At 65.7% G+C, this 25,281-nt stretch carries 22 protein-coding genes; 12 read left to right on the top strand and 10 right to left on the bottom strand.

Annotated features, from left to right (window positions below; translation table 11 throughout):
* Positions 1-112: 112 nt before the first annotated feature.
* The 3 genes from QX094_RS24005 to QX094_RS24015 are packed head-to-tail and all read left to right on the top strand — an operon-like array spanning position 113 to position 2,279.
* A complete protein-coding gene (locus tag QX094_RS24005) occupies positions 113-907 on the top strand; it encodes an enoyl-CoA hydratase/isomerase (RefSeq protein WP_315749186.1) in 795 nt (264 codons plus the stop codon).
* Positions 904-1,893, top strand: a complete 990-nt coding sequence (locus QX094_RS24010; protein WP_316185182.1) for a phosphotransferase family protein — start codon at positions 904-906, stop codon at positions 1,891-1,893. Before QX094_RS24005 ends, QX094_RS24010 begins: the two co-directional genes overlap by 4 nt.
* Positions 1,893-2,279 carry a DUF6285 domain-containing protein gene (locus tag QX094_RS24015; protein WP_315749189.1) on the top strand — a complete coding sequence of 129 codons (387 nt, stop codon included), beginning with the start codon at positions 1,893-1,895 and terminating at the stop codon, positions 2,277-2,279. The genes QX094_RS24010 and QX094_RS24015 overlap by 1 nt, the downstream gene beginning before the upstream one ends.
* Before the next feature lie 244 nt (positions 2,280-2,523).
* On the opposite strand, the gene QX094_RS24020 is transcribed toward QX094_RS24015, so the two are convergent.
* Positions 2,524-3,303, bottom strand: coding sequence for an enoyl-CoA hydratase-related protein (locus QX094_RS24020; protein WP_315749190.1), 780 nt, complete (start codon positions 3,301-3,303; stop codon positions 2,524-2,526).
* Positions 3,304-3,469: 166 nt separating this feature from the next.
* Here QX094_RS24020 and QX094_RS24025 point away from each other — a divergent pair, with 166 nt between their 5' ends.
* On the top strand, positions 3,470-4,744 hold the full coding sequence (locus QX094_RS24025; protein ID WP_315749191.1) for an acyl-CoA dehydrogenase family protein: 1,275 nt from the start codon (positions 3,470-3,472) through the stop codon (positions 4,742-4,744).
* Positions 4,745-4,933: 189 nt separating this feature from the next.
* Here QX094_RS24025 and QX094_RS24030 read toward each other — a convergent pair whose 3' ends face one another.
* Positions 4,934-6,514, bottom strand: coding sequence for a fatty acid--CoA ligase (locus QX094_RS24030; RefSeq protein ID WP_316185185.1), 1,581 nt, complete (start codon positions 6,512-6,514; stop codon positions 4,934-4,936).
* A gap of 132 nt (positions 6,515-6,646) precedes the next feature.
* Positions 6,647-7,522, bottom strand: a complete 876-nt coding sequence (locus QX094_RS24035; RefSeq protein ID WP_316164380.1) for an SDR family oxidoreductase — start codon at positions 7,520-7,522, stop codon at positions 6,647-6,649.
* Positions 7,523-7,624: 102 nt separating this feature from the next.
* Between QX094_RS24035 and QX094_RS24040 the strand changes: the two genes are divergently transcribed.
* From QX094_RS24040 to ppc, 3 genes are all read left to right on the top strand, one after another.
* Complete coding sequence (locus tag QX094_RS24040) at positions 7,625-8,434, top strand: crotonase/enoyl-CoA hydratase family protein (RefSeq protein WP_315826366.1); 810 nt, start codon at positions 7,625-7,627, stop codon at positions 8,432-8,434.
* Positions 8,435-8,611: 177 nt separating this feature from the next.
* Positions 8,612-10,156 carry an acyl-CoA synthetase gene (locus tag QX094_RS24045; RefSeq protein ID WP_316185187.1) on the top strand — a complete coding sequence of 515 codons (1,545 nt, stop codon included), beginning with the start codon at positions 8,612-8,614 and terminating at the stop codon, positions 10,154-10,156.
* Positions 10,157-10,294: 138 nt separating this feature from the next.
* Positions 10,295-13,078, top strand: a complete 2,784-nt coding sequence (ppc, locus tag QX094_RS24050) for a phosphoenolpyruvate carboxylase (protein WP_315714928.1) — start codon at positions 10,295-10,297, stop codon at positions 13,076-13,078.
* A 63-nt stretch (positions 13,079-13,141) separates the two neighbouring features.
* Here ppc and QX094_RS24055 read toward each other — a convergent pair whose 3' ends face one another.
* The 4 genes from QX094_RS24055 to QX094_RS24070 all read right to left on the bottom strand — a co-directional run bounded on the left by QX094_RS24055 (position 13,142) and on the right by QX094_RS24070 (position 17,147).
* Complete coding sequence (locus QX094_RS24055; protein WP_315714998.1) at positions 13,142-14,020, bottom strand: SMP-30/gluconolactonase/LRE family protein; 879 nt, start codon at positions 14,018-14,020, stop codon at positions 13,142-13,144.
* A gap of 420 nt (positions 14,021-14,440) precedes the next feature.
* Entirely contained in the window at positions 14,441-15,355 is a 915-nt protein-coding gene (locus tag QX094_RS24060; protein ID WP_316188167.1) for an SDR family oxidoreductase, read from the bottom strand.
* Between the two features lie 234 nt (positions 15,356-15,589).
* Entirely contained in the window at positions 15,590-16,729 is a 1,140-nt protein-coding gene (locus tag QX094_RS24065) for a thiolase C-terminal domain-containing protein (protein ID WP_315749200.1), read from the bottom strand.
* 4 nt (positions 16,730-16,733) lie between these two features.
* Positions 16,734-17,147, bottom strand: coding sequence for a Zn-ribbon domain-containing OB-fold protein (locus tag QX094_RS24070; RefSeq protein WP_315749201.1), 414 nt, complete (start codon positions 17,145-17,147; stop codon positions 16,734-16,736).
* Between the two features lie 191 nt (positions 17,148-17,338).
* Here QX094_RS24070 and QX094_RS24075 point away from each other — a divergent pair, with 191 nt between their 5' ends.
* Positions 17,339-17,662 carry a hypothetical protein gene (locus QX094_RS24075; protein ID WP_316188168.1) on the top strand — a complete coding sequence of 108 codons (324 nt, stop codon included), beginning with the start codon at positions 17,339-17,341 and terminating at the stop codon, positions 17,660-17,662.
* 6 nt (positions 17,663-17,668) lie between these two features.
* On the top strand, positions 17,669-19,021 hold the full coding sequence (locus tag QX094_RS24080) for an amidase (protein WP_316188169.1): 1,353 nt from the start codon (positions 17,669-17,671) through the stop codon (positions 19,019-19,021).
* A gap of 15 nt (positions 19,022-19,036) precedes the next feature.
* Here the strand turns inward: QX094_RS24080 and QX094_RS24085 are convergent, their stop codons facing one another.
* Positions 19,037-19,912 (bottom strand): transglycosylase domain-containing protein, encoded by an 876-nt coding sequence (locus tag QX094_RS24085; RefSeq protein ID WP_316188170.1) that lies wholly within the window; start codon positions 19,910-19,912, stop codon positions 19,037-19,039.
* A 126-nt stretch (positions 19,913-20,038) separates the two neighbouring features.
* On the opposite strand from QX094_RS24085, the gene QX094_RS24090 reads away from it, so the two are divergent.
* The 3 genes from QX094_RS24090 to QX094_RS24100 all read left to right on the top strand — a co-directional run bounded on the left by QX094_RS24090 (position 20,039) and on the right by QX094_RS24100 (position 22,734).
* The gene (locus tag QX094_RS24090) at positions 20,039-20,782 is read left to right on the top strand and encodes a 2OG-Fe(II) oxygenase (protein ID WP_316188171.1); all 744 of its coding nucleotides are present in this window, start codon (positions 20,039-20,041) and stop codon (positions 20,780-20,782) included.
* A 3-nt stretch (positions 20,783-20,785) separates the two neighbouring features.
* Complete coding sequence (gene alkB, locus QX094_RS24095; RefSeq protein ID WP_315714921.1) at positions 20,786-21,436, top strand: DNA oxidative demethylase AlkB; 651 nt, start codon at positions 20,786-20,788, stop codon at positions 21,434-21,436.
* Between the two features lie 74 nt (positions 21,437-21,510).
* Positions 21,511-22,734 (top strand): MFS transporter, encoded by a 1,224-nt coding sequence (locus tag QX094_RS24100; RefSeq protein WP_316188172.1) that lies wholly within the window; start codon positions 21,511-21,513, stop codon positions 22,732-22,734.
* A 6-nt stretch (positions 22,735-22,740) separates the two neighbouring features.
* On the opposite strand, the gene QX094_RS24105 is transcribed toward QX094_RS24100, so the two are convergent.
* Complete coding sequence (locus tag QX094_RS24105; RefSeq protein WP_316185192.1) at positions 22,741-24,375, bottom strand: thiamine pyrophosphate-dependent enzyme; 1,635 nt, start codon at positions 24,373-24,375, stop codon at positions 22,741-22,743.
* Between the two features lie 21 nt (positions 24,376-24,396).
* Positions 24,397-25,269 carry a fumarylacetoacetate hydrolase family protein gene (locus QX094_RS24110; protein ID WP_316174656.1) on the bottom strand — a complete coding sequence of 291 codons (873 nt, stop codon included), beginning with the start codon at positions 25,267-25,269 and terminating at the stop codon, positions 24,397-24,399.
* Between the last annotated feature and the right edge of the window lie 12 nt (positions 25,270-25,281).

Genomic DNA, 25,281 nt, shown 5'->3' on the forward strand with positions numbered 1-25,281 from the left:
TCCAACCATGGACAAGCGAAGCGCAAAAATCAAATATGCTGACAGAACCATGCCGCGCTTCAAATTTCCGCGGCGAAGAATGCACTGACCGAAAAGCTCTTGAGAGGAAAACATGCAGTTCAAGCACGTCACGCTCGATTTCGACGGGCCCGTCGCCGTCCTCACGCTCGATCATCAGGAGGTCATGAACGCGGTCTCGATCGACATGCTTGGCGGGCTCGCCGAGGCGCTCGACGAGATCGAGGAGAAGAAGGCCGAGGTGCGCTGCCTGGTCGTAACCGGCGCGGGGCGGGCGTTCTGCACCGGTGCCAATCTGCAGGGCCGCAATGCGCAGGCGAAGCCCGGCCGCAGCAATGCCGGCGCCGCGCTCGAGACCGCCTTTCATCCGTTCCTGCGCCGCTTGCGCAATCTGCATTGCCCGATCGTGACGTCGGTCAACGGCCCGGCCGCCGGTGCTGGCATGAGCTTCGCGCTGATGGGCGACATGATCCTGTGCGCGAAGTCCGCGTATTTCCTGCAAGCCTTCCGCCGCATCGGTCTCGTTCCCGACTGCGGCTCGACCTGGCTGTTGCCGCGCCTCGTCGGCAAGGCGCGCGCGATCGAGCTGTCGCTGCTCGGCGAGAAGCTGCCGGCCGAGACGGCACTGCAATGGGGCCTCGTCAACCGCGTCTATGACGATGCGGCCCTCAAGGAGGAAACGATGAAGCTCGCGCGCGAGCTCGCCAACGGGCCGACGGTGGCGCTGGCGCAGATCCGCAAGCTTTACTGGGACAGCCCGGAGAACTCGTTCGAGGAGCAGCTCAACGCCGAATTCCAGTCGCAGCGCATCGCGGGCGGCACGTCGGATTTCAAGGAGGGCGTCACCGCGTTCCTCGAAAAGCGCCCGGCCAAGTTCAAGGGCCAATGATCGAGGCCAAGCTGTCGCGCTGCGTCGCCTCGTTCATGCCGGGGGCGACTGGCGTGCGCGGCGCCGCGAAACTCTCCGGCGGCGCCAGCCAGGAGACGTGGCGCTTCGACATCGTCCATCCCGGTGGTGATGTCGGCGCCATCCTGCGCCGCTCGCCGAAGGGCTACGGCGCCGCGCCCGGGCGTGCCGCCGGGCTCGACAACGAGGCGGCGCTGATGCGGCTCGCTTGTGCGGCCGGCGTGCCGTCGCCCGAGGTACTGCACGTGCTACGGCCGGAGGACGATCTCGGCGCCGGTTTCATCATGCGCCGCGTCGAGGGCGAGACCATCGCGCGCAAGATCCTGCGCGATGCTGAATTCGCCGAGGCGCGGCCGCGCCTCGCGCGCCAGCTCGGCGGCATCGCTGCCGGCATCCACGGGATTCGACGCGAGACGCTGCCCGCGTTGCGCGAGATGAACGCGACCAGGGAGATCGCGGAGCTCGCGCGCGAATATCAAAGCTTCGACTGGCCGCGCCCGGTGTTCGATCTCGCGCTGCGCTGGCTGTCGCACAACGATCCCGGCCCCTCGGCGGAGGTGACGCTGGTGCATGGCGATTTCCGCAACGGCAATCTCATCATCGGCCCCGACGGGGTGCGCGCTGTGCTCGACTGGGAGCTCGCCCATCTCGGCGATCCCATGGAGGATCTCGGCTGGATCTGCGTCAACTCCTGGCGCTTCGGCGAGATCGACAAGCCCGTCGGCGGCTTTGGCTCGCGCGAGGAGCTGTACGCGGGCTACGAGGCCGCTGGCCGCAAGGTCGATGCCGGCAGGGTGAAGTTCTGGGAGGTCATGGGCACGTTGCGCTGGGGCGTGATGTGTTGCGGCATGATGCAGCGGTTTCGCTTGGGTCCCGACCACTCGATGGAGCGCGCCATGATCGGCCGCCGCGCGTCGGAGACAGAGATCGATCTGCTGCGGCTGCTGGCGCCGAGAGGAGAGGGCTGATGCAGGACGAACCGACGGCGACGGAGCTGGCGAAGGCGGTCGCGGATTTCCTGCGCACCGACATCGCGCCGCTGATCTCCGGGCACCCGGCGTTCAAGCTGCGCGTGGGAATCAACGCGCTCGATCTGGTGGTGCGGCAGTTGACGCAGGCTGCTCCGGCGGATGCCGCGGAGCACGCGCGGCTGAAACAGCTATTGAGACGAGACGGTGACTTGCTCGAACTGAATCGTGCGCTTTCCGAGCAGATCGCCAGTGGTGCCGTCGATCTCGGCACGCCGGGCCTGAAGGACCACCTCTGGCAGACCACGCTCGACAAGCTCGCTGTCGATCAGCCCAACTACGCGTCCTACAGGCGCGAGGCGGGGAGGGGCACCAGCGATGCTTAGCTCTCCGCCGTCATTGCGAGGAGCGCCAGCGCCGAAGCAATCCAGACTGCTTCGGCGGTGGGACTCTGGATTGCTTCGCTTCGCTCGCAATGACGGCGGCGGGAGCTGGACAGGCGTTGCGATCACCTCGGCCGTCGTCCCGGGGCGCGACGCAGTCGCGAGCCTGGAATCCAGACTCCCGTTCGTGGTCACGGATTCCGGGCGCGCGCTCCGCGTGTCCCGGAATGATCACCTTGGCGATGCGCTACCGCCCCAGCCATTTCGGCGGTCGCTTCTCGGAAAACGCCTTCGGCCCCTCAATATAGTCCTGCGAGTGGATCATCGCCTGCACCGCCGCGTAGTCGCGCTGCTCGGTGATGGCCTGCTCCAGCGACACCGCGAGGCCCTTCTCGATCGCCTGTTTGGAGGCGCGGATCGACATCGGCGAGTTCTTGGCGATGGTCTCGGCCCAACGCTCCGCGGCCGCCAGCGCCTCGCCCTGCGGTACGACCTCGTTGACGAAGCCGAGCTCGTGGCCCTCGCGGGCGCCGACGTGGCGGCCGGTCAGGATCATGCCCATCGCGCGCTTCAGGCCGATCTGGCGCGGCAGCCGCTGCAGCCCGCCGGCGAGCGCGGCGAGGCCGACGCGCGGCTCGGGCAACGCGAAGGTCGCGTTCTCGGAGGCGATGATCAGGTCGCAGGCCAGCGCGATCTCGAAGCCGCCGCCCATCGCAACGCCGTTGACGGCCGCGATCAGCGGCTTGTCGCAATCGAAGCGCGAGGTCAGTCCACCGAAGCCGCTTTTGCCCCAGCCACGCGCGCCGCCGGCCGCCTGCCATTTCAGATCGTTGCCGGCGCAGAATGCCTTGTCGCCCTCGCCGGTGACGATCGCCACCCATTGCTCGGGATCGGCGGCGAAGCCGTCGAACACGCGCTCGAGCTCGTAATGCGCCTCGATGTGCAGGGCGTTGTAGACCTCGGGGCGCGCCAGGGTGACGATCGTGATCGGCCCCTTGCGCGTCACTCTCGAAAACTTCAGCTCCATCGGCCGTTCCTCCTGTTTTCTGATTGGTTGTCGCGCATCAACTTAGCGCCTGCGCAGGTGTCGCAGTCATCCAAATACGCAACGGCGCTGCGCGCCACAAGCGCGCGACGGGAGGTCGCGCCCATCAGGACCAAGAACAACAACGAAACGCACAGGGAGACACGCCATGGATTTTTCCTTGCCGAAGGAATTGGTCGCCTACCTCGACGAGCTCGATCGCTTCATCGCCGCCGAGATCAAGCCGCTGGAGCAGGCCGACGACAACATCCGCTTCTTCGATCATCGTCGCGAATGGGCGCGCACCGATTTCGAGAATGGCGGCCTGCCGCGGCATGAGTGGGAGCAGCTGCTGCGCAAGGCCAAGGATCGTGCCGACGCGGCCGGGCACCTGCGCTTCGCGATCCCAAAACGCTACGGCGGCAAGGACGGCTCGAACCTCTGGATGGCGGTGATCCGCGAGCATTTCGCCTCGAAGGGCCTCGGCCTGCACAACGACCTGCAGAACGAGCACTCGATCGTCGGCAATCTGCCGATCGTCACCATGCTCGACCGCTATGGCCGCGACGACCAGAAAGCGATGATCGACGGCTCGATCACCGGCAAGTACCGCATCACCTTCGGTCTCACCGAGCCGCATCACGGCTCGGACGCAACCCACATGGAGACGAAGGCCGTCCCAGCCACCCGCGACAACGTCAAGGGCTGGCTGATCAACGGCGAGAAGATGTGGACGACGGGAATGCACGTCGCCACCCATTGCGCGCTGTTCGCGCGCACCTCGGGCAATGACGGCGATGCGCGCGGCATCACCTGCTTCCTGGTGCCGGCCAAGAGCGAGGGCGTCAAGGTCGAGGAGTATCTCTGGACCTTCAACATGCCGACCGACCATCCGCGGGTCAGCTTCACCGACGTGTTCGTGCCGGAGGATGCGCAGTTCGGCGAAGTCGGTCGCGGCCTGTCGCTGGCGCAGTGCTTCGTGCACGAGAACCGCATCCGGCAGGCGGCGAGCTCGCTCGGTGCGGCCGTATTCTGCATCAATGAGAGCGTGAACTACGCGCGTGAGCGCAAACCGTTCGGAAAGGCGCTGGCCGAGAACCAGGCGATCCAGTGGCCGCTGGTCGAGCTGGCGACGCAGGCCGAGATGCTGCGGCTGCTGATCCGCAAGACCGCCTGGGAGATGGACCAGCTCACCCAGGCGCAGGTCGAGCACACACTCTCCGACAAGGTCTCGATGTGCAACTACTGGGCTAACCGTCTGTGCTGCGAGGCGGCCGATCGCGCCATCCAGGTTCATGGCGGCATGGGCTATTCGCGCCACAAGCCGTTCGAGCACATCTACCGCCACCACCGCCGCTACCGCATCACCGAAGGCAGCGAGGAGATCCAGATGCGCAAGGTGGCGGGCTTCCTGTTCGGGTATATGGGGGTGAACAAGAGGTGAGGCGGTTGTAGTTTGAAGGCGGCCATCGTGAGCGTCAGCCAGCAATCCAGACCTTGTTGTTTGGCCCCTGGATTGCTTCGGCGCAAGGGCGCCTCGCAATGACGGCGTGGAAGGAGCGTACCCTCTCTCCACGCCATCGCGAGCGTGGCGAAGCGATCCAGAATGTCTCAGCGAGCACCTCGTTCTTGATCAATTCACCTGCCGATCCTTGCCCGCCCAGTACGGGTCGCGCAGATTCCGCCGCAGGATCTTGCCGGAGGGATTGCGCGGCAGGGCGTCGAGGAAGTCCACGCTCTTCGGCGTCTTGAAGCCGGCGATGCGGGTGCGGGTGAAATTGATGATGTCGGTCTCGGTGGCGCGCTTGCCGGGCTTCATCACGACGATCGCCTTGACGGCCTCGCCCCATTTCTCGTCGGGAATGCCGATCACGGCGGCCTCGGCGACATCGGGGTGGTCGCAGATCGCGCTCTCGACCTCGGCCGGATAGATGTTCTCGCCGCCGGAGATGATCATGTCCTTGATGCGGTCGTGGATGTAGACGTAGCCGTCCTCGTCCATGTAGCCGGCATCACCCGTGCGCAGCCAGCCGTCCTTACCGAGCGTGCGTGCGGTCGCCTCCGGCAGGTTCCAGTAGCCGGTCATGTTGGAGCCGGAGCGGGTGGCGATCTCGCCGACCTGCCGCGGCGGCAGCGGGTTGCCCGAGGGATCGATGATCGCGACTTCGACGCCCGGCAGCGGCTTGCCGGCCGAGCGCATCCGCTCCAGCCCTTCGACGTGATCCTCGGGCGGCAGCGCGATGATGGTGCCCGTGGTCTCGGTCATGCCGTACATCTGCACGAAGCCGCATTTGAACACCTCGATGCATTCCTTCAGCAGCGCCGCCGGGATCGGCGAGGCGCCGTAGAGCATGTATTTGAGCCGCGAGAAGTCGACCTGCCGCGCTCGCGGCTGCCGGACCACGAACTGCATCGCGGCGGGCACCATGAACAGCTTGGTGATGCCGGACTGTTCGAAGAAGTCGAGGATCTTCGTGGGATCGAACTCGCGCGCGATCACGCCGCGGGCGCCGTGGTAAAGGCTCATCAGGCCCCAGCCGGAGCCGCCGATGTGGAAGATCGGCATCGCGATCAGCGAGACGTCGTCGGTCGTCCATTTATTCCAGTCCGGCTTCTCCTCGGGATTGCCGGTGTTGACGAGGTTGAGGAAGTTGGCGTGCGACAGCATCGCGCCTTTCGGCTTGCCGGTGGTGCCGGAGGTGTAGAGCTGCAGCGCGATGTCCTGCGGCGTGATCGCCTCGCCGGGATCGTCGGCGCTCTGCGCGTCGCGCCAAGCCGTGTAGTCCTGCCATTCCGGCGCGCCGCCTTCGGTGGTGATGATGTGCCGCACGCTCGGAATCTGGTCGCGGATGTTGCGGATCATCGTGACGAACTCGGGACCGACGAACAGGGCAGGCGCCTTGCAGTCCTCGACGATGAAGGCGACCTCGGGACCGGCGAGGCGCCAGTTCACCGGCGCCATCACGACGTTGGCCTTCATGGCGCCGACCAGCAGCTCGAAATAGATGTCGCTGTTCTTGCCGAAATAGGCGATCCGCTCATGCGGCTTGATGCCGATCGCCTTCAGCGCGTTGGCAACCTGGTTGGTCTTGCGGTCGAATGCGGCGAAGCTGGTGAGGCGGCCTTCGAACTCATAGGCGGTGGCGGAGCCAAGCGCTTCCGCCTGCCTGCGCACGACGTCGACGAGCGTCGACGCTGCCGTCGTGACGGACATGTTTCCCCTCCGATTGCGTCTTGTTCTTTGTTCGATGTCTTGTCGTGGTCCTCGCCCCGGATTGCGCCGGAGCAAGCATCTCTCGATCAGTCTACAGGGAGCAGATCGCCGATCAACAGGGTGATTGCGCCATCAGCTCGTGCGCGTCGCGCGATCCTTTTCGTTCTGCGCCTTGATCGACTCCTTGGCCTTGGTCCAGTCGTCGTCGCTCCAGTCGCGCAGCTGATAGAAGTTGCCGCCCATCGCCAGCGCCTGGGCACCGTCCATCGCGATTGTCTCGCCGTTGATCCAGTTGCAGCCGCCGGAGATCAGGAACACCGCGAGGTTCTGCAGCTCCTCCATGGTGCCGACCCGACCCATCGGGTTCATCGCCTTGGTCCGCGCGCCGGCCTCGTCACCGGGCTTGATGCGCTTGCTCATGCCTTCGGTCGGGATTTCGCCGGGTGCGATGGTGTTGAGGCGGATGCCGTAGCGGCCCCATTCAGTCGCGAGCGACATCGTCATGGCGTGGATCGCCGACTTGCTCATCGCCGAGGGCACCACGTAAGGCGAGCCGTTGCGCACCCAGGTTACCGTGATCGAGACGACGTTGCCCGGCTGCTTCGCGGCGATCCAGCGCTTGCCGACGGCGTGCGTCACGTAGAACGTGCCGTGCATCACGATGTTGGCGACCGCGTCGAAGCCGCGCGGGCTCAATTCCTCGGTGCGGGAAATGAAGTTGCCGGCCGCGTTGTTGATGAGATCGGTGAGACCGCCTTCCTGGAAGATGGCCTCGATCATGTCCTCCACCGCCATGGCATTGCGGATGTCGACGCCATGGCTGGCCACACGGCCGCCGTAGAGGTCCATGAGTTCGGTCGCGGTCTCGTCGCAGACGATTTTCCGCCGGCCGCAAATATGCACTTCGGCGCCGAGTTGCAGGAAGCGTGCAGCCATCGCTTTGCCAAGGCCCGTGCCGCCGCCGGTCACCAGAATGCGTCGACCTTCGAGGAGATTGTCCTTGAACATGGGAGTTTCCGCCTGACATGTTGTGAGTTAATTGGTCGATTGACTAAATCGCTCCGACAGCCTTCTGTAAAGTCACAAAGACATCCGTAGGGAGACCGCTCGATGGACAACCGCCTCGCGATCGAGATCAAGGACGGCGTCGCCGATGTTCGCCTGGTTCGCGCCGACAAGATGAATGCGTTGGACATGGAGATGTTCGAGGCGCTGGTCGCGGCGACCGACCGGCTGTCGAAGGAGAAGGGCCTGCGGGCGGTGGTGCTGTCCGGCGAGGGCCGCGCCTTCTGCGCTGGCCTCGACATGGGCCGCTTCGCGGCGATGAAGGATTCCGGCGGCAACGGCATACCCGGCGGCGAGAAGCGCGACCTCACCGTTCGCACCCACGGCAAGGCCAACTTCGCGCAGCAAGCGGTATGGGGCTGGCGGCAGTTGCCGGTGCCGGTGATTGCTGCAGTGCATGGCGTCGCCTATGGCGGCGGCTTCCAGCTCGCACTCGGCGCCGACATGCGCTACGTCGCGCCGGACACCAAGATGTCGATCATGGAGATCAAGTGGGGTCTGGTGCCCGACATGGCGGGCACGCCGATCCTGGCCACCCTGATGCGCGACGACATCCTGCGCGAGCTGACCTACACGGGCCGGGTGTTCTCGCCGGAGGAAGGCCAGTCCTACGGCCTCGTCACCCGCATCTGCGCCGATCCGCGCGCGGCTGCGCTGGAGACCGCGCGTGAGATCGCCGGCAAGAATCCGGATGCGATCCGCGCCGCCAAGCGGATGCTGAACAATCTCTCGGTCGATCCGGGGCCGGCGCTGCTCGCCGAATCGGTCGAGCAGCAGAAGCTGATCGGCAGCCCGAACCAGCTCGAATCGGTGCGCGCCAACATCGAGAAGCGCGCGCCGAAGTTTGCGGACTGAGTCCGTCATTCCGGGATGCTCCGAAGGAGCAGGCCCGGAATCTCGAGATTCTCCGGTGCGCAACTGCGCACCTGAGTTCGATGCTCCGCGCAAAACGGCACCGCCGTTTTGTCGCGGCGCATCGCCCCGGATTGATGGCGGAAACTCAAACCGACGCCAGATCGGATAACAAAGAAAATGGAAACGTCCTCCCTGTTCTGCGGCATCATCTCCGGCGAGCGCCGGCGCAGCCACGCCGAAATCGCCGACCGCGCCGCGCGGATCGCCAGCGGCCTCGCGCAACTCGGCGTACGCCAGGGCGATTGCGTCTGCATGCTGATGCGCAACGACATCGCCTTCATCGAGGCGGCCTATGGCGCGATGCGGCTGGGCGCCTATGGCGTGCCGGTGAACTGGCACTTCAAGCCGGAGGAGATCGACTACATCCTCAAGGACTCCGCGACGCGCGTGCTGATCGGTCACGCCGATCTGCTGCATCAGCTTCGCGGCCTGATTCCACCTGGAGGCACCGTGCTCAGCGTGCCGACGCCGCCGGAGATCCTGTCCAACTACAAGATCGACGCGGATCTGCTCGCAACACCGGAGTTCGCGACCGACCTGGAAAGCTGGCTGACACAGCAGAGCCCGTACGAGGGGCCGCAGGTGCCGCAGCCGCAGAACATGATCTACACCTCCGGCACGACCGGTCATCCCAAGGGCGTCCGCCGCAGTGCGCCGACGGTGGAGCAGGCCGCCTCGGCCGAGCGCATGCGCGCGTTGATCTACGGGCTGAAGCCGAACGCGCGCGCGCTGCTGCCGGGGCCGCTGTATCATTCGGCGCCGAACGCCTTCGGCCTGCGGGCGGGCCGGCTCGGCGGCGCGCTGGTGCTGATGCCGCGCTTCGAGCCGGAGGCGTTTCTCGACGTCATCCAGACAGAGCGGATCGATACCATCTTCATGGTGCCGACCATGTTCATCCGGCTGATGAAGCTGCCGGAGGAGGTTCGCCGCCGCTACGACGTCTCGTCGTTGCGCCATGTCATTCACGCTGCCGCGCCGTGCCCGGCCGACGTCAAGCGCGCGATGATCGACTGGTGGGGGCCGGTCATCTACGAGTTCTACGGCTCGACCGAATCCGGTGCCGTGACCTTCGCGACCTCCGAGGACGCGCTGCGCAAGCCCGGCACCGTCGGCAAGGTCTCGCCGGGCGCGGAGCTGCGCTTTCTCGGCGAGGACGGTCGCATCCTGCCGCAGGGCGAGATCGGCGAGATCTATTCGCGCATCGCGGGCAATCCGGATTTCACCTATCACAACAAGCCGGAGAAGCGTGCCGAGATCGACCGCGACGGCTTCATCACCTCGGGCGATGTCGGCTACATCGATGCCGAGGGCTACGTCTTCCTGTGCGACCGCAAGCGCGACATGGTGATCTCTGGCGGCGTAAACATCTATCCCGCCGAGATCGAAGCCGTGCTGCATGCCGTGCCCGGCGTGCATGATTGCGCCGTGTTCGGCATCCCAGATGCCGAGTTCGGAGAAGCCCTGATGGCCGTGGTCGAGCCGCAGCCGGGCGTGACGCTTGACATTGGGGAGATGAGGGCCCGGCTGAGAGCGTCGCTGGCCGATTACAAGGTGCCCAAGCACATCGAGATCCACGAGAAGCTGCCGCGCGAGGACTCCGGCAAGATCTTCAAGCGGCGGCTGCGCGATCCCCATTGGGAGCAGGCGGGGCGGAAAATATGATGATGGGCCCGCACTTGGCGGCGAAAGGAGGCGAGACCGACATTGAATAGGGCAGGCGACGCCTCTTTCTTGATCTTGCGCTGCGGTATAGATACGGCAGACTGACCCGTAAATGGGCAGCTGCTGGAGAGCGCATCCATGTCGCCGCAAGCCATGACAGAGGAAATCCGTCCCAACCGCGCCGCCGAGGCGCAGGCCATGGAGGAGGACGCGCGGCTCCGGGACGATATCCGGCTGCTCGGCCGCATCCTCGGCGATACCGTCCGCGACCAGGAAGGCGCCGAATTGTTCGACCTCGTCGAGCGCATCCGCCAGACCTCGGTGCGCTTCCACCGCGACGAGGACCGCCAGGCGCGGCGCGAGCTGGAGCAGATCCTCGACGGCATGACGACGGCTGAGACGGTCCGCATCGTCCGCGCCTTCAGCTATTTCTCGCACCTCGCCAACATTGCCGAGGACCAGAACAACATCCGACGCATGCGTGCCAGGAGCGACTCCAATGGCGGGTCCGGCATGCTGGCGGCGACGCTCGCTCACGCCAAATCCGCCGGGTTCGAGGCTTCCGATCTGCGCAAGTTCTTCTCGACGGCGCTGGTCAGTCCGGTCCTGACCGCGCACCCGACCGAGGTGCGGCGCAAGAGCACGATGGATCGCGAGATGGAGATCGCGATGCTGCTCGACCGCCGCGAGCGGATGCAGTTGACGCCGGACGAGCGCGAGGCCAATGACGAGGCGCTGCGCCGCGCCGTGCTGACCTTGTGGCAGACCAACCTGCTGCGCCGGACCAAGCTGACGGTGCTCGACGAGGTCACCAACGGGCTGTCGTTCTACGACTACACGTTTCTGCGTGAGGTGCCGCGTCTGCTGTGCTCGCTCGAGGATCGGCTCAATGACGGAGCGGAGGTGGCAGGCGATCTCGCCTCGTTCCTGCGAATGGGGAGCTGGATCGGCGGCGACCGGGACGGCAATCCGTTCGTCACCGCCGAGGTGATGCGCGGGACGCTCAAGCTGCAATCCAGCCTGGCGCTGCACTACTATCTCGAGGAACTGCATCTGCTCGGCAGCGAGCTGTCCATCGCCGCGCATCTCGCCGATGTCTCCGAGGAGCTGCGTGCGCTGGCCGAGCGCTCGCCGGACACGTCGCCGCATCGTCGCGGCGAGCCATATCGTCTGGCGGTGTCCGGCATCTATGCGCGCTTGGCGGCGACGGCGAAGAAGCTCGGTATCCAGATCAGCCGCCTTCCCGTGGCGGCGGTGGCGCCTTACGACAGCGTCAAGCAGATGCAGGATGATCTCGACGTGCTGCATCACTCGCTGATCGCCAACAATGCCGAGGTGATCGCCCGCGGGCGGCTGCGGCTGCTGCGGCGTGCAGTGGATTGCTTCGGCTTCCATCTGGCCCGGCTCGACATCCGCCAGAATTCGGCGGTGCACGAGCGCACCGTCGCCGAGCTGATCGACACCGCGATGCCCGGCATGTCCTATATGGCGCTGAGCGAGGATGCCAGGGTCGGCCTGCTTGTCAGCGAGCTGCGCAATGCGCGGCCGCTGGTGTCGCAATTCGTCAAGTACAGCGACGAGACCGTCGGCGAGCTCGCGCTGTTCCGCGCGGCCGCCGAGGCGCACGCGACGTTCGGTGCCGACGTGATTCCCCAGTGCATCATCTCGATGTGCAAGGGCATGTCGGACATGCTCGAGGTGGCACTGCTGCTCAAGGAGGTCGGCCTGATCGACCCTTCGGGCCGCTGCGCCGTCAACATCGTGCCGCTGTTCGAGACGATCGAGGACCTGCAGGCGTCCAGCGGCATCATGGACCGCATGCTGGCGCTGCACGATTACCGCCGCCTGGTCGACAGCCGCGGCGCCGTGCAGGAGGTCATGCTCGGCTATTCCGACAGCAACAAGGACGGCGGTTTCGTCACCTCGGGCTGGGAGCTCTACAAGGCGGAGATCGGCCTCGTCGACATCTTCGAGCGCCACGGCATCCGGCTCAGGCTGTTCCACGGCCGCGGTGGATCGGTCGGCCGCGGCGGCGGACCGAGCTACGACGCCATCATCGCCCAGCCGGGCGGCGCGGTGAACGGCCAGATCCGCATCACCGAGCAGGGCGAGATCATCTCCAGCAAATATTCCAACGCCGAGGTCGGACGTAACAATCTGGAAATTCTCGCCGCCGCGACGCTCGAGGCCAGCCTGCTGCATCCGCGGCAGCCGGCGCCGAAGCGCGAATATCTCACCGCGATGGACCGGCTCTCGGAGCTCGCGTTCAAGGCCTATCGCGGCCTGGTCTACGAGACCGACGGCTTCGTCGACTATTTCTGGGCCTCGACCGTCATCAACGAGATCGCGACCTTGAACATCGGCAGCCGCCCGGCCTCGCGCAAGAAAACCCGCGCGATCGAGGACCTGCGTGCGATCCCCTGGGTGTTCTCCTGGGCGCAGTGCCGGCTGATGCTGCCGGGCTGGTACGGCTTCGGCAGCGCGGTCGAGACCTGGATCGCGGAAAATCCGGAGCAGGGCATGCCGTTCCTGCGCGAACTTTATCAGGAATGGCCGTTCTTCCGCATGCTGCTGTCGAACATGGACATGGTGCTCGCCAAGAGCTCGATCGCCATAGCCTCGCGCTATGCCGAGCTGGTCCCGGACGAGGCCCTGCGCGAAAAGATCTTCGGCCGCATCCGGCGCGAATGGAATCTGGTGATCGAGACTTTGCTCGACATCACGGGGCAGGAGCGGCTGCTGCAGGGCAACCCGCTGCTGGAGCGCTCGGTGCGCAACCGCTTTCCCTATCTCGATCCGCTCAACCACGTGCAGGTCGAGCTGCTCAAGGAGCATCGCGCGCAGAACCCGGACGAGCAGGTGCTGCGCGGGATTCAACTAACGATCAACGGCATCTCGGCGGGGTTGAGAAATACGGGATGAGGGCGAGTGGCGAGTAGCGAATAGAGGGTCTATTCGCTACTCCCTATTCGCCATTCGCTATCTTCAGGGCTTCAGCGCACCCTGCGCACTCGTATAGACCGCATAGAGCGACGTCGAGCCGCAGATGTAGAGCCGATTACGCTGCTGGCCGCCGAAGCACAGATTGGCGACGGTTTCCGGAATGTGAATCTTGCCCAGCAACGTTCCGTCCGGGGCATAGCAACGTACGCCGTCCTCGTTCGGATCGCCCCAGCCGACCGAGCACCAGACCCGCCCGTCGCGATCACATCGGACGCCGTCGGAGATGCTGGGCTTAGGCATTTCGGCGAAGACCTTGCTGTTCGTCAGCTTGCCGGCGGCGTGATCGACGTCGAACACGCGGATATGCGCGGGATTGTCGGGCCCGTCGGTGAAGCCAGTGTCGATGACGTAAAGCTTCGTTTCGTCGGGTGAGAAGGCGAGCCCATTGGGCTCGACGAAGTCGTCGGCAACGACCTTGACCTCTCCCGATTTCGGATCGACCCGATAGACATTGTGCTTGTCCTGCTCGGGCGCCGCCTTGAGGCCCTCATAGAAGCCACCGATGCCGTAGACCGGATCGGTGAACCATATTGCGCCGTCGGCCGCGACCACTGCATCGTTCGGCGAATTCAATCGCTTTCCATTATAGCTGTCGGCGATGATCGTGATCGAGCCATCGAGCTCGGTGCGAGTGACCCGCCGACCGCTATGTTCACACGTGATCAGCCGTCCTTCTCGATCGATGGTGTTGCCGTTGGAATTCATCGACGGCTGCCGATAGACGCTGAGGTGACCATCGTCCTCGGAGAACCGCATGATGCGATTGTTCGGGATGTCGCTGAACAGCAGATAGCGACCGGCGGCAAAATAGACCGGGCCTTCGGCCCAGCGCATTCCGGTCGCGACGCGTTCTACGGCCATCGTGCCCGCGAAGGCCGGAAACTCCGCCGGCCCGAATGACAGCTTGGGCTTTTTCGACGACTCCAGGTGAGAGTCCGGATAGCGGCTGCCCGGCAAGGGACCGAGAGGCAGCGGATCTGTCGAGATTGTCGGTGCCCCGGTCTGGCCGAAGGGCGTGACGGTTGCAGCCGATGCTGACGTCACGGTTGCCGCGGCAGCGGCGAATGCCGCGGCTCCTTTCAGCAATCTGCGCCTGTCGAAGCCATCTGCTCCGACCAGCGAGTTTTGCGCGACGTCGTGTCGTGGAGTCGTCATATGTGTCCTCCCATTTTTTTGTTGGGAGGCGACCATACGACAGAATCGTGGCGACGTGCGGGTCGTCTCGATAAAAAACAACTTGAGAGTGTGTGCGCTGCGAATGGACTTTGCGCGCTGCAAATCTCAGATCGGGTCCCAGCCGAACACGTCGGCGGAACGATCGAGCTTGTAGAACGACGGCTTCAGTGCCGGCATGCCATGCTCCGCAATGGTCTGCGGCGTCCAGCCTTCGCCGCGGTGCACCGAGCGCAATGGGCGCGACTGGCTCATCAGGAAGATCTCGTTCATGCGAACGGCGAAGATCTGGCCGGTGACGTCTTTCGAGGCATCGCTGAGCAGATAGGCGACGACGGGCGCGATCTTCTCGGGCCCCATCCGCTTCATGCGTTCGACGCGTTCCTTCTCGGCCTCGGTCTCCGCCGGGATGGTGCCGATCATTCGGCTCCAGGCAAACGGCGAGACGCAATTGGAACGCACGTTGAAGCGGCCCATGTCGAGCGCGATCGACTTCGACAGGCCGACGATGCCGAGCTTCGCCGCGGCGTAATTGGCCTGGCCATAATTGCCGATCAGGCCCGAAGTCGAGGTGAAATGGACGAAGGAACCGCTCTCCTGCTCGCGGAACAGCCGTGCGGCCGAGTGGGCGACGTAGAACGAGCCCATCAAATGGACCTTGATCACCTGCTCGAACGCCTCGATGCTCATCTTGTGGAAGATCATGTCGCGCAGGATGCCGGCATTGTTGACCACGCCATCGAGCTTGCCGAAATGGTCGGTGGCGGCCTTCACGATCTTGCTGGCCGGGATCGCTTCGGACACGCTCTCGAAATTCGCCACCGCCGTGCCGCCGCGCTTCTTGATTTCCTCGACCACTTCCTCCGCCGGCGCTGCGCTGGTGCCCGAGCCGTCGGAGGCGACGCCGGGATCGTTGACCACGACCTTGGCGCCTTCGGCGGCGCACAGCAGCGCGATCTCGCGCCCGATGCCGCGGCCGGCGCCGGTGACGATGACGACTTTGTCCTGCAGCGATTTGGTCATGAGAGGTTCTCCTTAGCGTGATGTGCTGTTCATCCTGCCCCGTTTGCGTCAGGGCTATTGCATTTGACGAGACGGCTCAGATCAGCCGGGCTGCCTGCCGATATGTTGCTCCGTCATGCCCGGGCTTGTCCCGGGCATCCACGTCGTTCCGAGGGCACCGGACGACGTGGATGGCCGGGACAAGCCCGGCCATGACGACAAAACGAAAGAGAGCGACCGGAACGGCGAGCGTCGTTACCTCTCGTTGGTGAAGATGATCGTCCCCGATGCGGCGAACATGCCGCCGACGCCGTGGCACACCGAGATCTTGGCTCCTGGTACCTGCGCCGGGGCGATGCCACGCATCTGGCGCACGCTCTCCTGCAACGCATACATGCCGTACATGCCCGAATGCATGTAGGATAGGCCGCCGCCGTTGGTGTTGAGCGGCAGCTTGCCGCCTGGCCGTGTGTGACCGGCTGCGATGAACGGCCCGGTCTCCTCATGCGGCATGAAGCCGAGATCACCGAGACCGAACAGCGGCAGATGCGCGAACGCGTCGTAGATCATGAGATGGTCGACGTCGGCATGGCCGATGCCGGCCTCCTTGAAGGCGAGGGGGCCCGCGACCTTGAAGGCGCGCGATGAATTGAACGTCTCCATCTGGCTGACCATCGGCGTCTCCACGCTTTCGCCGGTGCCGAGAACATAGACTGGCCTCTGCGGAAAATCCTTGGCGCGATCGGCCGAGGTCAGGATCAGCGCGCCGCCGCCATCGGTGACGAGGCAGCATTGCAGCAGCCGGAACGGGTAGGCGATCATGCGCGAGTTCAGCACGTCCTCGACGGTGATCGGGTCCTTCATCATCGCGCGCGGGTTCTTTGCCGCCCATTCGCGCTGTACGACGGCAACCATCGCCAACTGCTCATGGGTGATGCCGTACGTCTTCATGTAGCGCAGCACGGGGATCGGGAACATGCTGGGCGGCCCGTAGACGCCGAACGGCGCCTCGAACTGGCCCTGCAGGCTGTCCGGCGGGATCGAGCGCGGCAGCTTGCCGATCATCGATTTGCCGCTCTCGGCGTGGGTGATCAGCACGGTCTTGCATAGGCCGGCCTCGATCGCAGCCGCGGCGTGGCGGACATGCAGCATGAAGGAGCAGCCGCCGACCGAGGTGCCATCGACCCAGGTCGGCGTGATGCCGAGATAATGACAGATCTGCTGCGGCGTCTCGACCGCGGTGGCGAAGCCGTCGATGTCCGACAGCTTGAGCCCGGCATCGGCGATGGCATTCAGCGCCGCGTCCGCATGCAGCTGGATCTGCGACATCGTCGGGATGATTCCGAGCTCGGTGGTCTCGGCCGCGCCGACCACGGCCACCTGGTTTCGACGCATGGCGCTATCCTTTCGCCGGCCGGAACAGGGGCAGGGTGATCTGCTCGTCCATTTTCTCGAATGTGACTTCGAGGGCCATGTCGAGCTCCAATGCCTCCGGTGTCTGCGGGCAGCCCGTGATGTTGCTCATCATGCGCGGGCCCTCTTCGAGCGCCACGACGGCAATGGCGTAGGGCGGCGTGAAGCCGGGCGCAGGGGGACGATGGTTGATGACGTAGCTGTAGAGCGTGCCTTTGCCCGTGGCCTTGAAGACGCTGACCTTGCGGCTGGCGCAGGCCGGACAGAATGGGCGCGGCGGGAAGTAGACGTGGGCACAGGCGTCGCAGCGCTGCAGCCGCAATTCGCCGGCGCGGGTACCGTCCCAGAAATGCTGCGTCTCGGGTGTCGGTTTGGGGCGTGCACGCATAGGCTCGGCCATCCCGGTTGATCCTCCCTGCGGCGGGCTCCGTCGCCCGCTCCTTTGCATCCGTGATGCGCCATTTGACGCAGACGCGTCAACGGTCCATCACGCCACGCATGCGGCCCTCCGGGAGGCGCAGAGGTGTTTGGACGGCAATTGCCGCCTGATGAAAATTGGTCTTTGATGCTGGGAGTATGATCGGAGCCGAGATGAAGCTGCGTGACATCGCCCATTCCAGAACCGGCGACAAGGGTGACACCTCGAACATCTCGGTCATCGCCTACGACCCCAAGGATTACCCGCTGTTGCTCGCACAAGTCACGGCCGAGCGGGTGAAGGCGCACTTCGCCGGCATTGTCCAGGGCGAGGTGGTCCGCTATGAGCTGCCCAACATTGCGGCGCTGAATTTCGTGATGAGCCGGGCGCTCGGCGGCGGGGTCACCCGGTCGCTCGCGCTGGATGCGCACGGCAAGTCGCTGAGTTCCGCGCTGCTCGATCTGGACATCGCGGCCGATGCCGCAGACACGCTATAGGATGCCATGACCGTTTCGAATCCGACCCTGGCCGCGCTGGCCGACGATCTCGCCGCCGGTCGCACCACGTCCCGCAAGTTGGTGGAGGAGTGTCTCGCCCGGATCGCCGATCCCGCCGGCGAGGGCCAGCGCGCCTTCATCCATGTCGACAAGGAGGCCGCGCTGGCGGCGGCCGACGGCATGGATGCGCTGCGCAAGGCCAATGCGGCGCCGTCGCCCTACGCCGGCATTCCGGTCTCGATCAAGGACCTGTTCGACATCAAGGGCCAGGTCACCCGCGCCGGCTCGCGGGCGCTGGAGGATTCCGCGCCGGCCGAGGCCGATGCGCCGGCGGTGGTGCGGCTGCGCCGGGCCGGCTTCGTCGTGATCGGCCGCACCAACATGACCGAGTTCGCTTATTCCGGCATCGGCATCAACCCGCACTACGGCACGCCGAAGAGCGCCTGGAAGCGCGACGTCGGCCATGTGCCCGGCGGCTCGTCGTCGGGCGCCGCGGTCTCGATCGTCGATCGCATGGCCTATGGCGCGCTCGGCACCGACACCGGCGGCTCCTGCCGCATTCCCGCGGCCTTCAACGGCATCACGGGCTACAAGCCGACGCAGGCCCGCGTGCCGCTCGACGGCGGCGTGCCGCTGTCGACCACGCTCGACAGCTTTGGGCCGCTCGCCAACACGGTCGCCTGCTGTGCCGTCCTCGATTCCGTGCTGGCCGACGAGCCGGTCCGCCCGCTCGCGTCGCGCCCGGTGAAGGGTTTGCGGCTTGCGGTGCCCACCACGGTCGTGCTCGACGAGCTCGATGTCGAGGTCGCCGAGACCTTTGAGCGGGCGCTGCAGACGCTGGCGAAGCAGGGGGCGCTGATCGAGCGTATCGAATTCCCCGAGTTCCTCGACGTCGGCCTGATCGGCATGAAGGGCGGCTTCGCCGCCGCCGAGAGCTATGCCTGGCACCGCTTCCTGCTGACAGCCAAGGGCGACGTCTACGATCCGCGCGTGTCCGTCCGCATCATGCGCGGCGAGGCGATCACCGTGCCGGATTACATCGAGATGCTCAACGCGCGCCGCTCGCTGGTGAAGCGCGCCGCTGCACGCATCGCGCCCCACGATGCGCTGGCGATGCCGACCACGGCCAACGCGCCGCCTGTCATCGCCGATCTCGCCGACGACCAGGCCTTCGCCCGCGAGAACATCCGCGCTTTGCGCAACTGCACCTTCATCAACATGATCGACGGCTGCGCCATCTCGCTGCCGGCGCACCGCCACGGCGAGGTCCCGGTCGGCCTGATGCTGGCGCAGTCCGGCGGCCAGGACCGCAAACTGCTGGAGATCGCGGCTGGGGTCGAGGGCGTGGTGCGGGGCTGAGCTGGCCGAACGCGATCAGGGTTTGTGTGACGGGCCATCGATCGGGGGCAGAGGCGCGGCCTTGGCGGCGATCGCCTGGGCCTGGTCGATGAGACCGGCGGCCAGCATCCTGTCGAGCATGCGATCGCGCCACTCGCTGTCGTGCTCAGAGGTCCACGGCCTTCGGAAACGCGCGAGGAGAAAGGCAAGCTCGCCGATGTCGAGGCTTGCGAGGGCTTTGCCGAAATAGGTTGTGGCTGCGTCTGCAGCACCATAGGTCCGGCGGCCAAGATAGGCATTGTTCAGATAGGCCTCCAGGATGCGATCGCGCGTGAACGTGCGCTCGATGCGGCCCATGAACACCTCTGTGCCAATCTGCCATTCGAGGTTCGGCCCTTTGTAACAGTCCGGAACGAGGGTACAGAGACAATCTCGGCTAACCGAGTGGATGATGTTCGACCGGCCCGGCCGGCGACCCGCCGCCATGTCGGATGCGAGCCGGGCCAGCGGGCCGACATAGGGTCGCGCGTAGAAGTCACGGTCTTCAGACGCCACGACGGCGTTCCGGACCAGAGGCGGAATCTCCGAGAGCGGCACAAAGGAGCTTCTCGGGTTCGCCGAACAGAGTGGACCTGTCGTCGGGAGAGCCGCAAGCTGGCTCTCCGTAGGGAGTCCGAGGCCGTATTCGAAGTACCAGATCACATAGCCTTCGGCGTAGAGCAGCAGCACGACAGCGATCGAGAGCATAGCCAGGATCGACTTGCCGAACAGGATGAAGAGCCGTTTGGTGCGCGGAGATCGCATCGTCAGAAGTTGGTTCCTGCATGAGCGTTCCGGTTCACTGGATGGTTTCAGGAAACCGTGATGCGAAGAATTGTCCGGAAAACGGGTGGCCACTAGCGTGCGTTTCATGACACGCTCGTCATTCCGGGATGCGCGCCCTTGCGCGCAGGCCCGGAATCCATAACCACGATCGTGCGTATGGATTCCGGGCTCGTCGCTTCGCGCCGCCCCGGAATGACATCTGGGATGAATCGCATGGCCAGACTCAAGCACGCAGTGCCCGAAGTCGACTTTTCCGCCGCCACCGGGATCGATGCAATCGACTGGGCGATGGTCGAACGCGACCTCGATGCCGGCGGCTGCGCCGTGTTGACGCAGCTGCTGTCGCCCGACGATTGCCGCGCCCTGGCGGCGCTCTATCCGGACGACCGGCACTTCCGCAGCCGCGTCGTCATGGCGCGGCATGGTTTCGGCCGCGGCGAGTACAAATATTTCAGTTATCCGCTGCCCGATCCGATCGCGCAGTTGCGGCCGCGGCTCTATTCGCATCTGGTGGCGATCGCCAACCGCTGGAATGCGACGATGGGGATCGACATCCAATTTCCCGCCGAGCACGACGACTTCCTGGCGCGCTGTCATGAGGCCGGCCAGACGCGGCCAACGCCGCTTTTGCTGCAATATGTCGAGGGCGACTACAACTGCCTGCACCAGGATCTCTATGGCGAGCACGTGTTTCCGCTGCAGGTCGCGATCCTGCTGTCGGAGCCGGGGCGCGATTTCGAGGGAGGCGAGTTCGTGCTGACCGAGCAGCGGCCGCGCATGCAGTCGCGCGCCGAGGTGGTGCCGCTCCGGCAGGGCGATGCGGTGGTGTTCGCGGTCCACAATCGCCCGGTCCAGGGCACGCGCGGCAGCTACCGTGTCAACATGCGTCATGGCGTGAGCCGGCTGCGTTCCGGCCGGCGGCATACGCTCGGCGTGATCTTTCACGATGCGAAGTAGCATATGACGGATCTGTTCGATGGATTTGAGATCGCCGGACCGGCGCGCGAGCCGCTCGCGCCCGGCGCGGTGCTGCTGCGTGGTTTTGCGCAGCCACATGCGACGGAGCTTCTGGCCGCGATCGAGGCGATCACCGCGCAGGCGCCGTTCCGCCGGATGATCACGCCCGGCGGGCACCAGATGTCGGTGGCCATGACGAATTGCGGCTCGGTCGGCTGGGTGACGGACCGCAGCGGCTATCGCTACGATCCCGTTGATCCAGACAGCGGACAGAGGTGGCCGGCGATGCCGCCGCTGTTGCGACAGCTCGCCGAGCAGGCGGCGAGCGAGGCAGGCTTTGCCGCCTTCGCGCCCGATGCCTGCCTGATCAATTGCTACGAGCCCGGCGCCAAGATGTCGCTGCATCAGGATCGCGACGAGCGCGACGTCGGCGCGCCGATCGTCTCGGTGTCATTGGGCCTTCCCGCGACGTTCCTGTTCGGCGGCCTCAAGCGCTCCGACAAGACGCAACGCTATCGGCTGGCCCATGGCGACGTCGTCGTCTGGGGCGGCCCGGCGCGGCTCGCCTTTCACGGCGTCGCGCCGCTCGCCGATGGCGAGCATGCTCGGCTCGGCCGCCGGCGCATCAACCTGACGTTCCGCCGCGCCCGATAGTCCTGGCCGCTCTGTGACGTTCCTCATTTTGCAGCGGGCATCCCTGGCTCTATGCTGCGCCCGGGAGAGGGGCCATGAGCACTGTCGAACTTGCGGACGAGCGGGCGCCTGCGGCGGCGCGAATGGGACTTCACCTTGCGCTGCTGCAGCTGGTGTTCACGCTGCTGTGGACGACCTACGTGATCTATCTGCCGAAGCTCGCCGCCCAGGCCGGCATCGCGCCCTCCGCCGTCGTTCTGATCCTGATGCTGGACCAGGCGATCTTCACATTGTCCGATACCGCGATGGGACTTGCGGCCGATCGCATCGGGCGCGCCGCCGCGCGGTTCGGTCTCTTCATCGGCCTGCTGACTGCGGTATCCTGCGCCGCCTTTGTCGCGCTGCCTTTCGTGGCGGCGTCCGCAGGTCCAGCGGTCTTCATCGGACTGATCGCGATCTGGGCGCTGACCTCGTCGGTCTTGCGCGCGCCGCCCTTGACGCTGCTCGGGCGCCATGCGGCCCGGCCGGCCATTCCGTTCCTGGCAGCGCTGGTCATGCTCGGCTATGGCGTGGCCGGCGCCGTGTCGCCCTACCTCGGCGTGATCCTGCGCGACTACGATCCGCGCCTGCCGTTCGTCATCTCATCGGCCGTGCTGCTGCTGACGGCGCTCGGTCTCTCGCGCATTCCGCAGGATAGCGGTCGGGCAGCGCAAGCAGCTGCCAAGCCCGAGCCCAGGCCGCTGCGGGGACTCCCGCTGCTGTTCATCGGCGCCATGGTGATCCTCGCGCTCGGCTACCAGCTGCATTTCAGCATCAACAGCTCGGCGTTCTATCTCCGCTTCGCCAGGCCGGAGGACCTTTCCTGGCTGATGCCGGTGTTCTGGATCGGCTTCAACCTCGTGCTGTTCCCGGCCAGCGTGGTCGTCAAGCATAGCGGCGGGCTCATCGTGATGGGATTCGCCGGTCTGCTCGGTGCGCTCGCGATCGTGATCGCCGAGCTCGCGGGCGCATTGACCGTGCTGATCGTGGCGCAGTTCATCGCCGGGGCGGCCTGGGGCTGCATGATGATGAGCGCCATTTCCGCGGCGCTCGCGATCGGGACGACCGGCGCCGAGGGCAAGGTGACCGGGCTCGTGTTCTCGGCGCTGGCGCTGGCAACCTTCGCGCGGATCGCTGCCGTCGCCGGCGGTCTGCAGAAGTTGCCAGACTATGCGCCGCTGGTGCAGTGGGCGCCGGTCGCGTGCTGGCTCGTGGCCGGCGCGGGCCTGCTGGCGATGGCCGCCGCCGGATTGCAGGGACGCCGCGCGTCCCCGCCGTGAGGTCGATCAGATCCCTGGAGGCTTCGACGGATGGATGAAGGCCCAGGGCGAGACCTCGGAGTCGCGCGGCACCTCGATGTCGATCAGATATGGCCCGCCATGCGCCAGCGCCGTCTCGAGCGCGGATTTGAACTGATCGGGTGACGTGACCTTGCTGGCGGCGACGCCGAAGGATTCGGCGAGCGTGACGAAATCCGGATTGACGAGATCGGAGGCGACGACGCGGCCGTCGAAGCGCTCACGCTGGTCGCGCCGGACATTGCCATAGGAATTGTTGTTGAACACCAGGGTGACGACGCCGATGTTGTATTGCACGGCAGTCGCCAGCTCCTGCACGGCGAACATGAAACCGCCATCGCCGGTGATCGCGACCACAGGTCTGTCGGGATGCGCCACCTTGGCACCGAGCGCGGTGGGAAAACCCGCGCCGAGCGTGCCCTGATAGCCCGAGGTGATGAAGGTGCGCGGCTCGTAGACGGGAAAGCCGTACCAGGAGGCGAAGCCGACCTGCGACAGTTCGTCGGTGACGATGGCGTCGCGCGGCAGCACCTCGCGGAGCACGTTCAGATAGGCCATCTGCGGCTGGACCTTCTGGATCTCCTGCAAGGTCGCTGCGGTGACCTCCCGGATCGCGGCGCGGCGTCCCGAGCTCTTGCGGTACCCCGCCTTGCTCACAGCAGCGATGAGCGCGGCCGTGCCCGCCTTGGCATCGGCGACGATGCCGGCGTCGACGATCAGGCGCCGCATCTCCACCGGGTCGATGTCGATGCGGATCGACTTCAATCCATCCGGCTTGAACGGCCAGCGGAACGTGGTCGGCAGCTCCATGCGGGTGCCGATGCCGATCATCAGATCGGTGGTCGGCCACAGCTTGTAGGCTGAGGCCATGGTAAGCCCGAGCTCGTGTGCATTGGAGACGATGCCGCGTCCTGACCGGAAGGCGACGACCGGCGCGTCGATCATCTCGGCGAGCTCGAGGATGTCCTCGCGCGCCTCGATTGCGCCTGAGCCGACGAAGATCATCGGCGCCTTCGCGGACGTGATCAGCCCGGCCGCCTTGGCGATGCGGTCGGGATCGGGCTGCGGCGGCGCGAACTGTGCCAGCGGCATCGCCGCGGCGGTGGCCGCCTTCTGCGTGAACACGTCCCACGGCATCTCGAGCGCAGCGGGGCCGCGCCGCCCCGACATCATCTCCTGGAACGCGCGCGCGACCTGCGTCGGCGCGCAGTCGGGATATTCGATGCGCTCGGCCCATTTGACGAAGGTGCGCAGGGTCGCGAGCTGGTCCGGCATCTCGTGCAGATGGCCGCGGCCGCGGCCGAGATAGTCGGTCGGCACCTGGCCCGTGAGGCACAGCACCGGCTCGTTGCAGCCGAAGGCGGTGAGCAGTGCCGCGCCGGCGTTGAGCACGCCGGGACCCGGCACGACGCTGAACACGCCGGGCCTGCCGCTGGCGCGGGCATAGCCGAACGCCATGTAGCCGCAGGCCTGTTCGTGGCGGGCGCCGACGACCTTGAGCTGCGCCTGGTGGAAGGCATCGAACAGGCCATAGACCTGCGCTCCAGGCAGGCCGAACACGGTGTCGACGCCGTGGGCGACGAGCCCGCTGACGATGGCTTCGCCGCCGGTCATGGTGGTCATGCTGACATTCCGTTGCTGACTTTACAGAGCTTCGTCGACGACGCCATTGCGCAAGGTGCCGACGCCGTCGGCTTCGATCTCGATGACGTCGCCGGGCTTCAGATAACGCGGCGGATCGAACCGTGCACCGGCGCCGGTGGGCGTGCCCGTCACGATCACGTCACCGGGGACGAGCGTGGTGAAGGTCGAGATGTAGTTGATGAGGTAGCGGAAGCCGAAGATCAGCCGTGACGTGCGGTCGTCCTGGCGCAATTCGCCATTGACGCGCGTCGTCAGCCGGATATCGGCAATCTGGCTCTCATTCGTGTAGGGCACGATCCAAGGCCCGAGGCTGCCGGTCGAATCGAAGTTCTTGCCTTGGGTGACGTTGAACTTGGCATGCCGCACCCAGTCGCGGATGGTGCCCTCGTTGCAAAGCGTGAGTGCGGCGATGTGATCCAGCGCCTGGGCCTCCGGGATGTGACGGCCGGCCTTGCCGATGATCAGCACGAGCTCGCCTTCATAGTCGAGCTGCGGCGAGGCGCGGGGACGCACCAGGGGCGTTTCATGACCGACGAAGGAGCGCGGCGTCCGCATGAACATCGACGGATATTTCGGCGCGTCCTGGCCATCCTTGTATTCGGCATTGCGGTCAGGATAATTGACGCCGATGCAGATGATCTTCTCGGGCGAAGCGATCGGCGGCAGCCAGGTGATGGCATCGAGGCCGTGATCGGGCGACAGCCCGGCTGCGGCATCGATCAACCGGGGCAGGGCGCCCGCGGCGATCACCTCACGCAAGGTCGGATAATCCCTGGCGAACCGCGCGGAGAGATCGACGAGGCCGGTGTCGGTCACGAGCCCGTAGCGGACCGAACCATCGACGGCATAGGTGGCGAGGCGAGCGGAGGTCATGGGCAGTTCTCC

The organism is Bradyrhizobium sp. SZCCHNS1050 (assembly GCF_032484785.1).
In the GTDB taxonomy this organism is placed as follows: domain Bacteria; phylum Pseudomonadota; class Alphaproteobacteria; order Rhizobiales; family Xanthobacteraceae; genus Bradyrhizobium.

Coding starts and splice junctions, on each gene's coding strand:
- QX094_RS24005 (WP_315749186.1), top strand. CDS start 113: ATGCAGTTCAAGCACGTCACGCTCGATTTCGACGGGCCCGTCGCCGTC.
- QX094_RS24010 (WP_316185182.1), top strand. CDS start 904: ATGATCGAGGCCAAGCTGTCGCGCTGCGTCGCCTCGTTCATGCCGGGG.
- QX094_RS24015 (WP_315749189.1), top strand. CDS start 1,893: ATGCAGGACGAACCGACGGCGACGGAGCTGGCGAAGGCGGTCGCGGAT.
- QX094_RS24020 (WP_315749190.1), bottom strand. CDS start 3,303: ATGGAGCTGAAGTTTTCGAGAGTGACGCGCAAGGGGCCGATCACGATC.
- QX094_RS24025 (WP_315749191.1), top strand. CDS start 3,470: ATGGATTTTTCCTTGCCGAAGGAATTGGTCGCCTACCTCGACGAGCTC.
- QX094_RS24030 (WP_316185185.1), bottom strand. CDS start 6,514: ATGTCCGTCACGACGGCAGCGTCGACGCTCGTCGACGTCGTGCGCAGG.
- QX094_RS24035 (WP_316164380.1), bottom strand. CDS start 7,522: ATGTTCAAGGACAATCTCCTCGAAGGTCGACGCATTCTGGTGACCGGC.
- QX094_RS24040 (WP_315826366.1), top strand. CDS start 7,625: ATGGACAACCGCCTCGCGATCGAGATCAAGGACGGCGTCGCCGATGTT.
- QX094_RS24045 (WP_316185187.1), top strand. CDS start 8,612: ATGGAAACGTCCTCCCTGTTCTGCGGCATCATCTCCGGCGAGCGCCGG.
- ppc (WP_315714928.1), top strand. CDS start 10,295: ATGTCGCCGCAAGCCATGACAGAGGAAATCCGTCCCAACCGCGCCGCC.
- QX094_RS24055 (WP_315714998.1), bottom strand. CDS start 14,020: ATGGCCGTAGAACGCGTCGCGACCGGAATGCGCTGGGCCGAAGGCCCG.
- QX094_RS24060 (WP_316188167.1), bottom strand. CDS start 15,355: ATGACCAAATCGCTGCAGGACAAAGTCGTCATCGTCACCGGCGCCGGC.
- QX094_RS24065 (WP_315749200.1), bottom strand. CDS start 16,729: ATGCGTCGAAACCAGGTGGCCGTGGTCGGCGCGGCCGAGACCACCGAG.
- QX094_RS24070 (WP_315749201.1), bottom strand. CDS start 17,147: ATGGCCGAGCCTATGCGTGCACGCCCCAAACCGACACCCGAGACGCAG.
- QX094_RS24075 (WP_316188168.1), top strand. CDS start 17,339: ATGAAGCTGCGTGACATCGCCCATTCCAGAACCGGCGACAAGGGTGAC.
- QX094_RS24080 (WP_316188169.1), top strand. CDS start 17,669: ATGACCGTTTCGAATCCGACCCTGGCCGCGCTGGCCGACGATCTCGCC.
- QX094_RS24085 (WP_316188170.1), bottom strand. CDS start 19,912: ATGAAACGCACGCTAGTGGCCACCCGTTTTCCGGACAATTCTTCGCAT.
- QX094_RS24090 (WP_316188171.1), top strand. CDS start 20,039: ATGGCCAGACTCAAGCACGCAGTGCCCGAAGTCGACTTTTCCGCCGCC.
- alkB (WP_315714921.1), top strand. CDS start 20,786: ATGACGGATCTGTTCGATGGATTTGAGATCGCCGGACCGGCGCGCGAG.
- QX094_RS24100 (WP_316188172.1), top strand. CDS start 21,511: ATGAGCACTGTCGAACTTGCGGACGAGCGGGCGCCTGCGGCGGCGCGA.
- QX094_RS24105 (WP_316185192.1), bottom strand. CDS start 24,375: ATGACCACCATGACCGGCGGCGAAGCCATCGTCAGCGGGCTCGTCGCC.
- QX094_RS24110 (WP_316174656.1), bottom strand. CDS start 25,269: ATGACCTCCGCTCGCCTCGCCACCTATGCCGTCGATGGTTCGGTCCGC.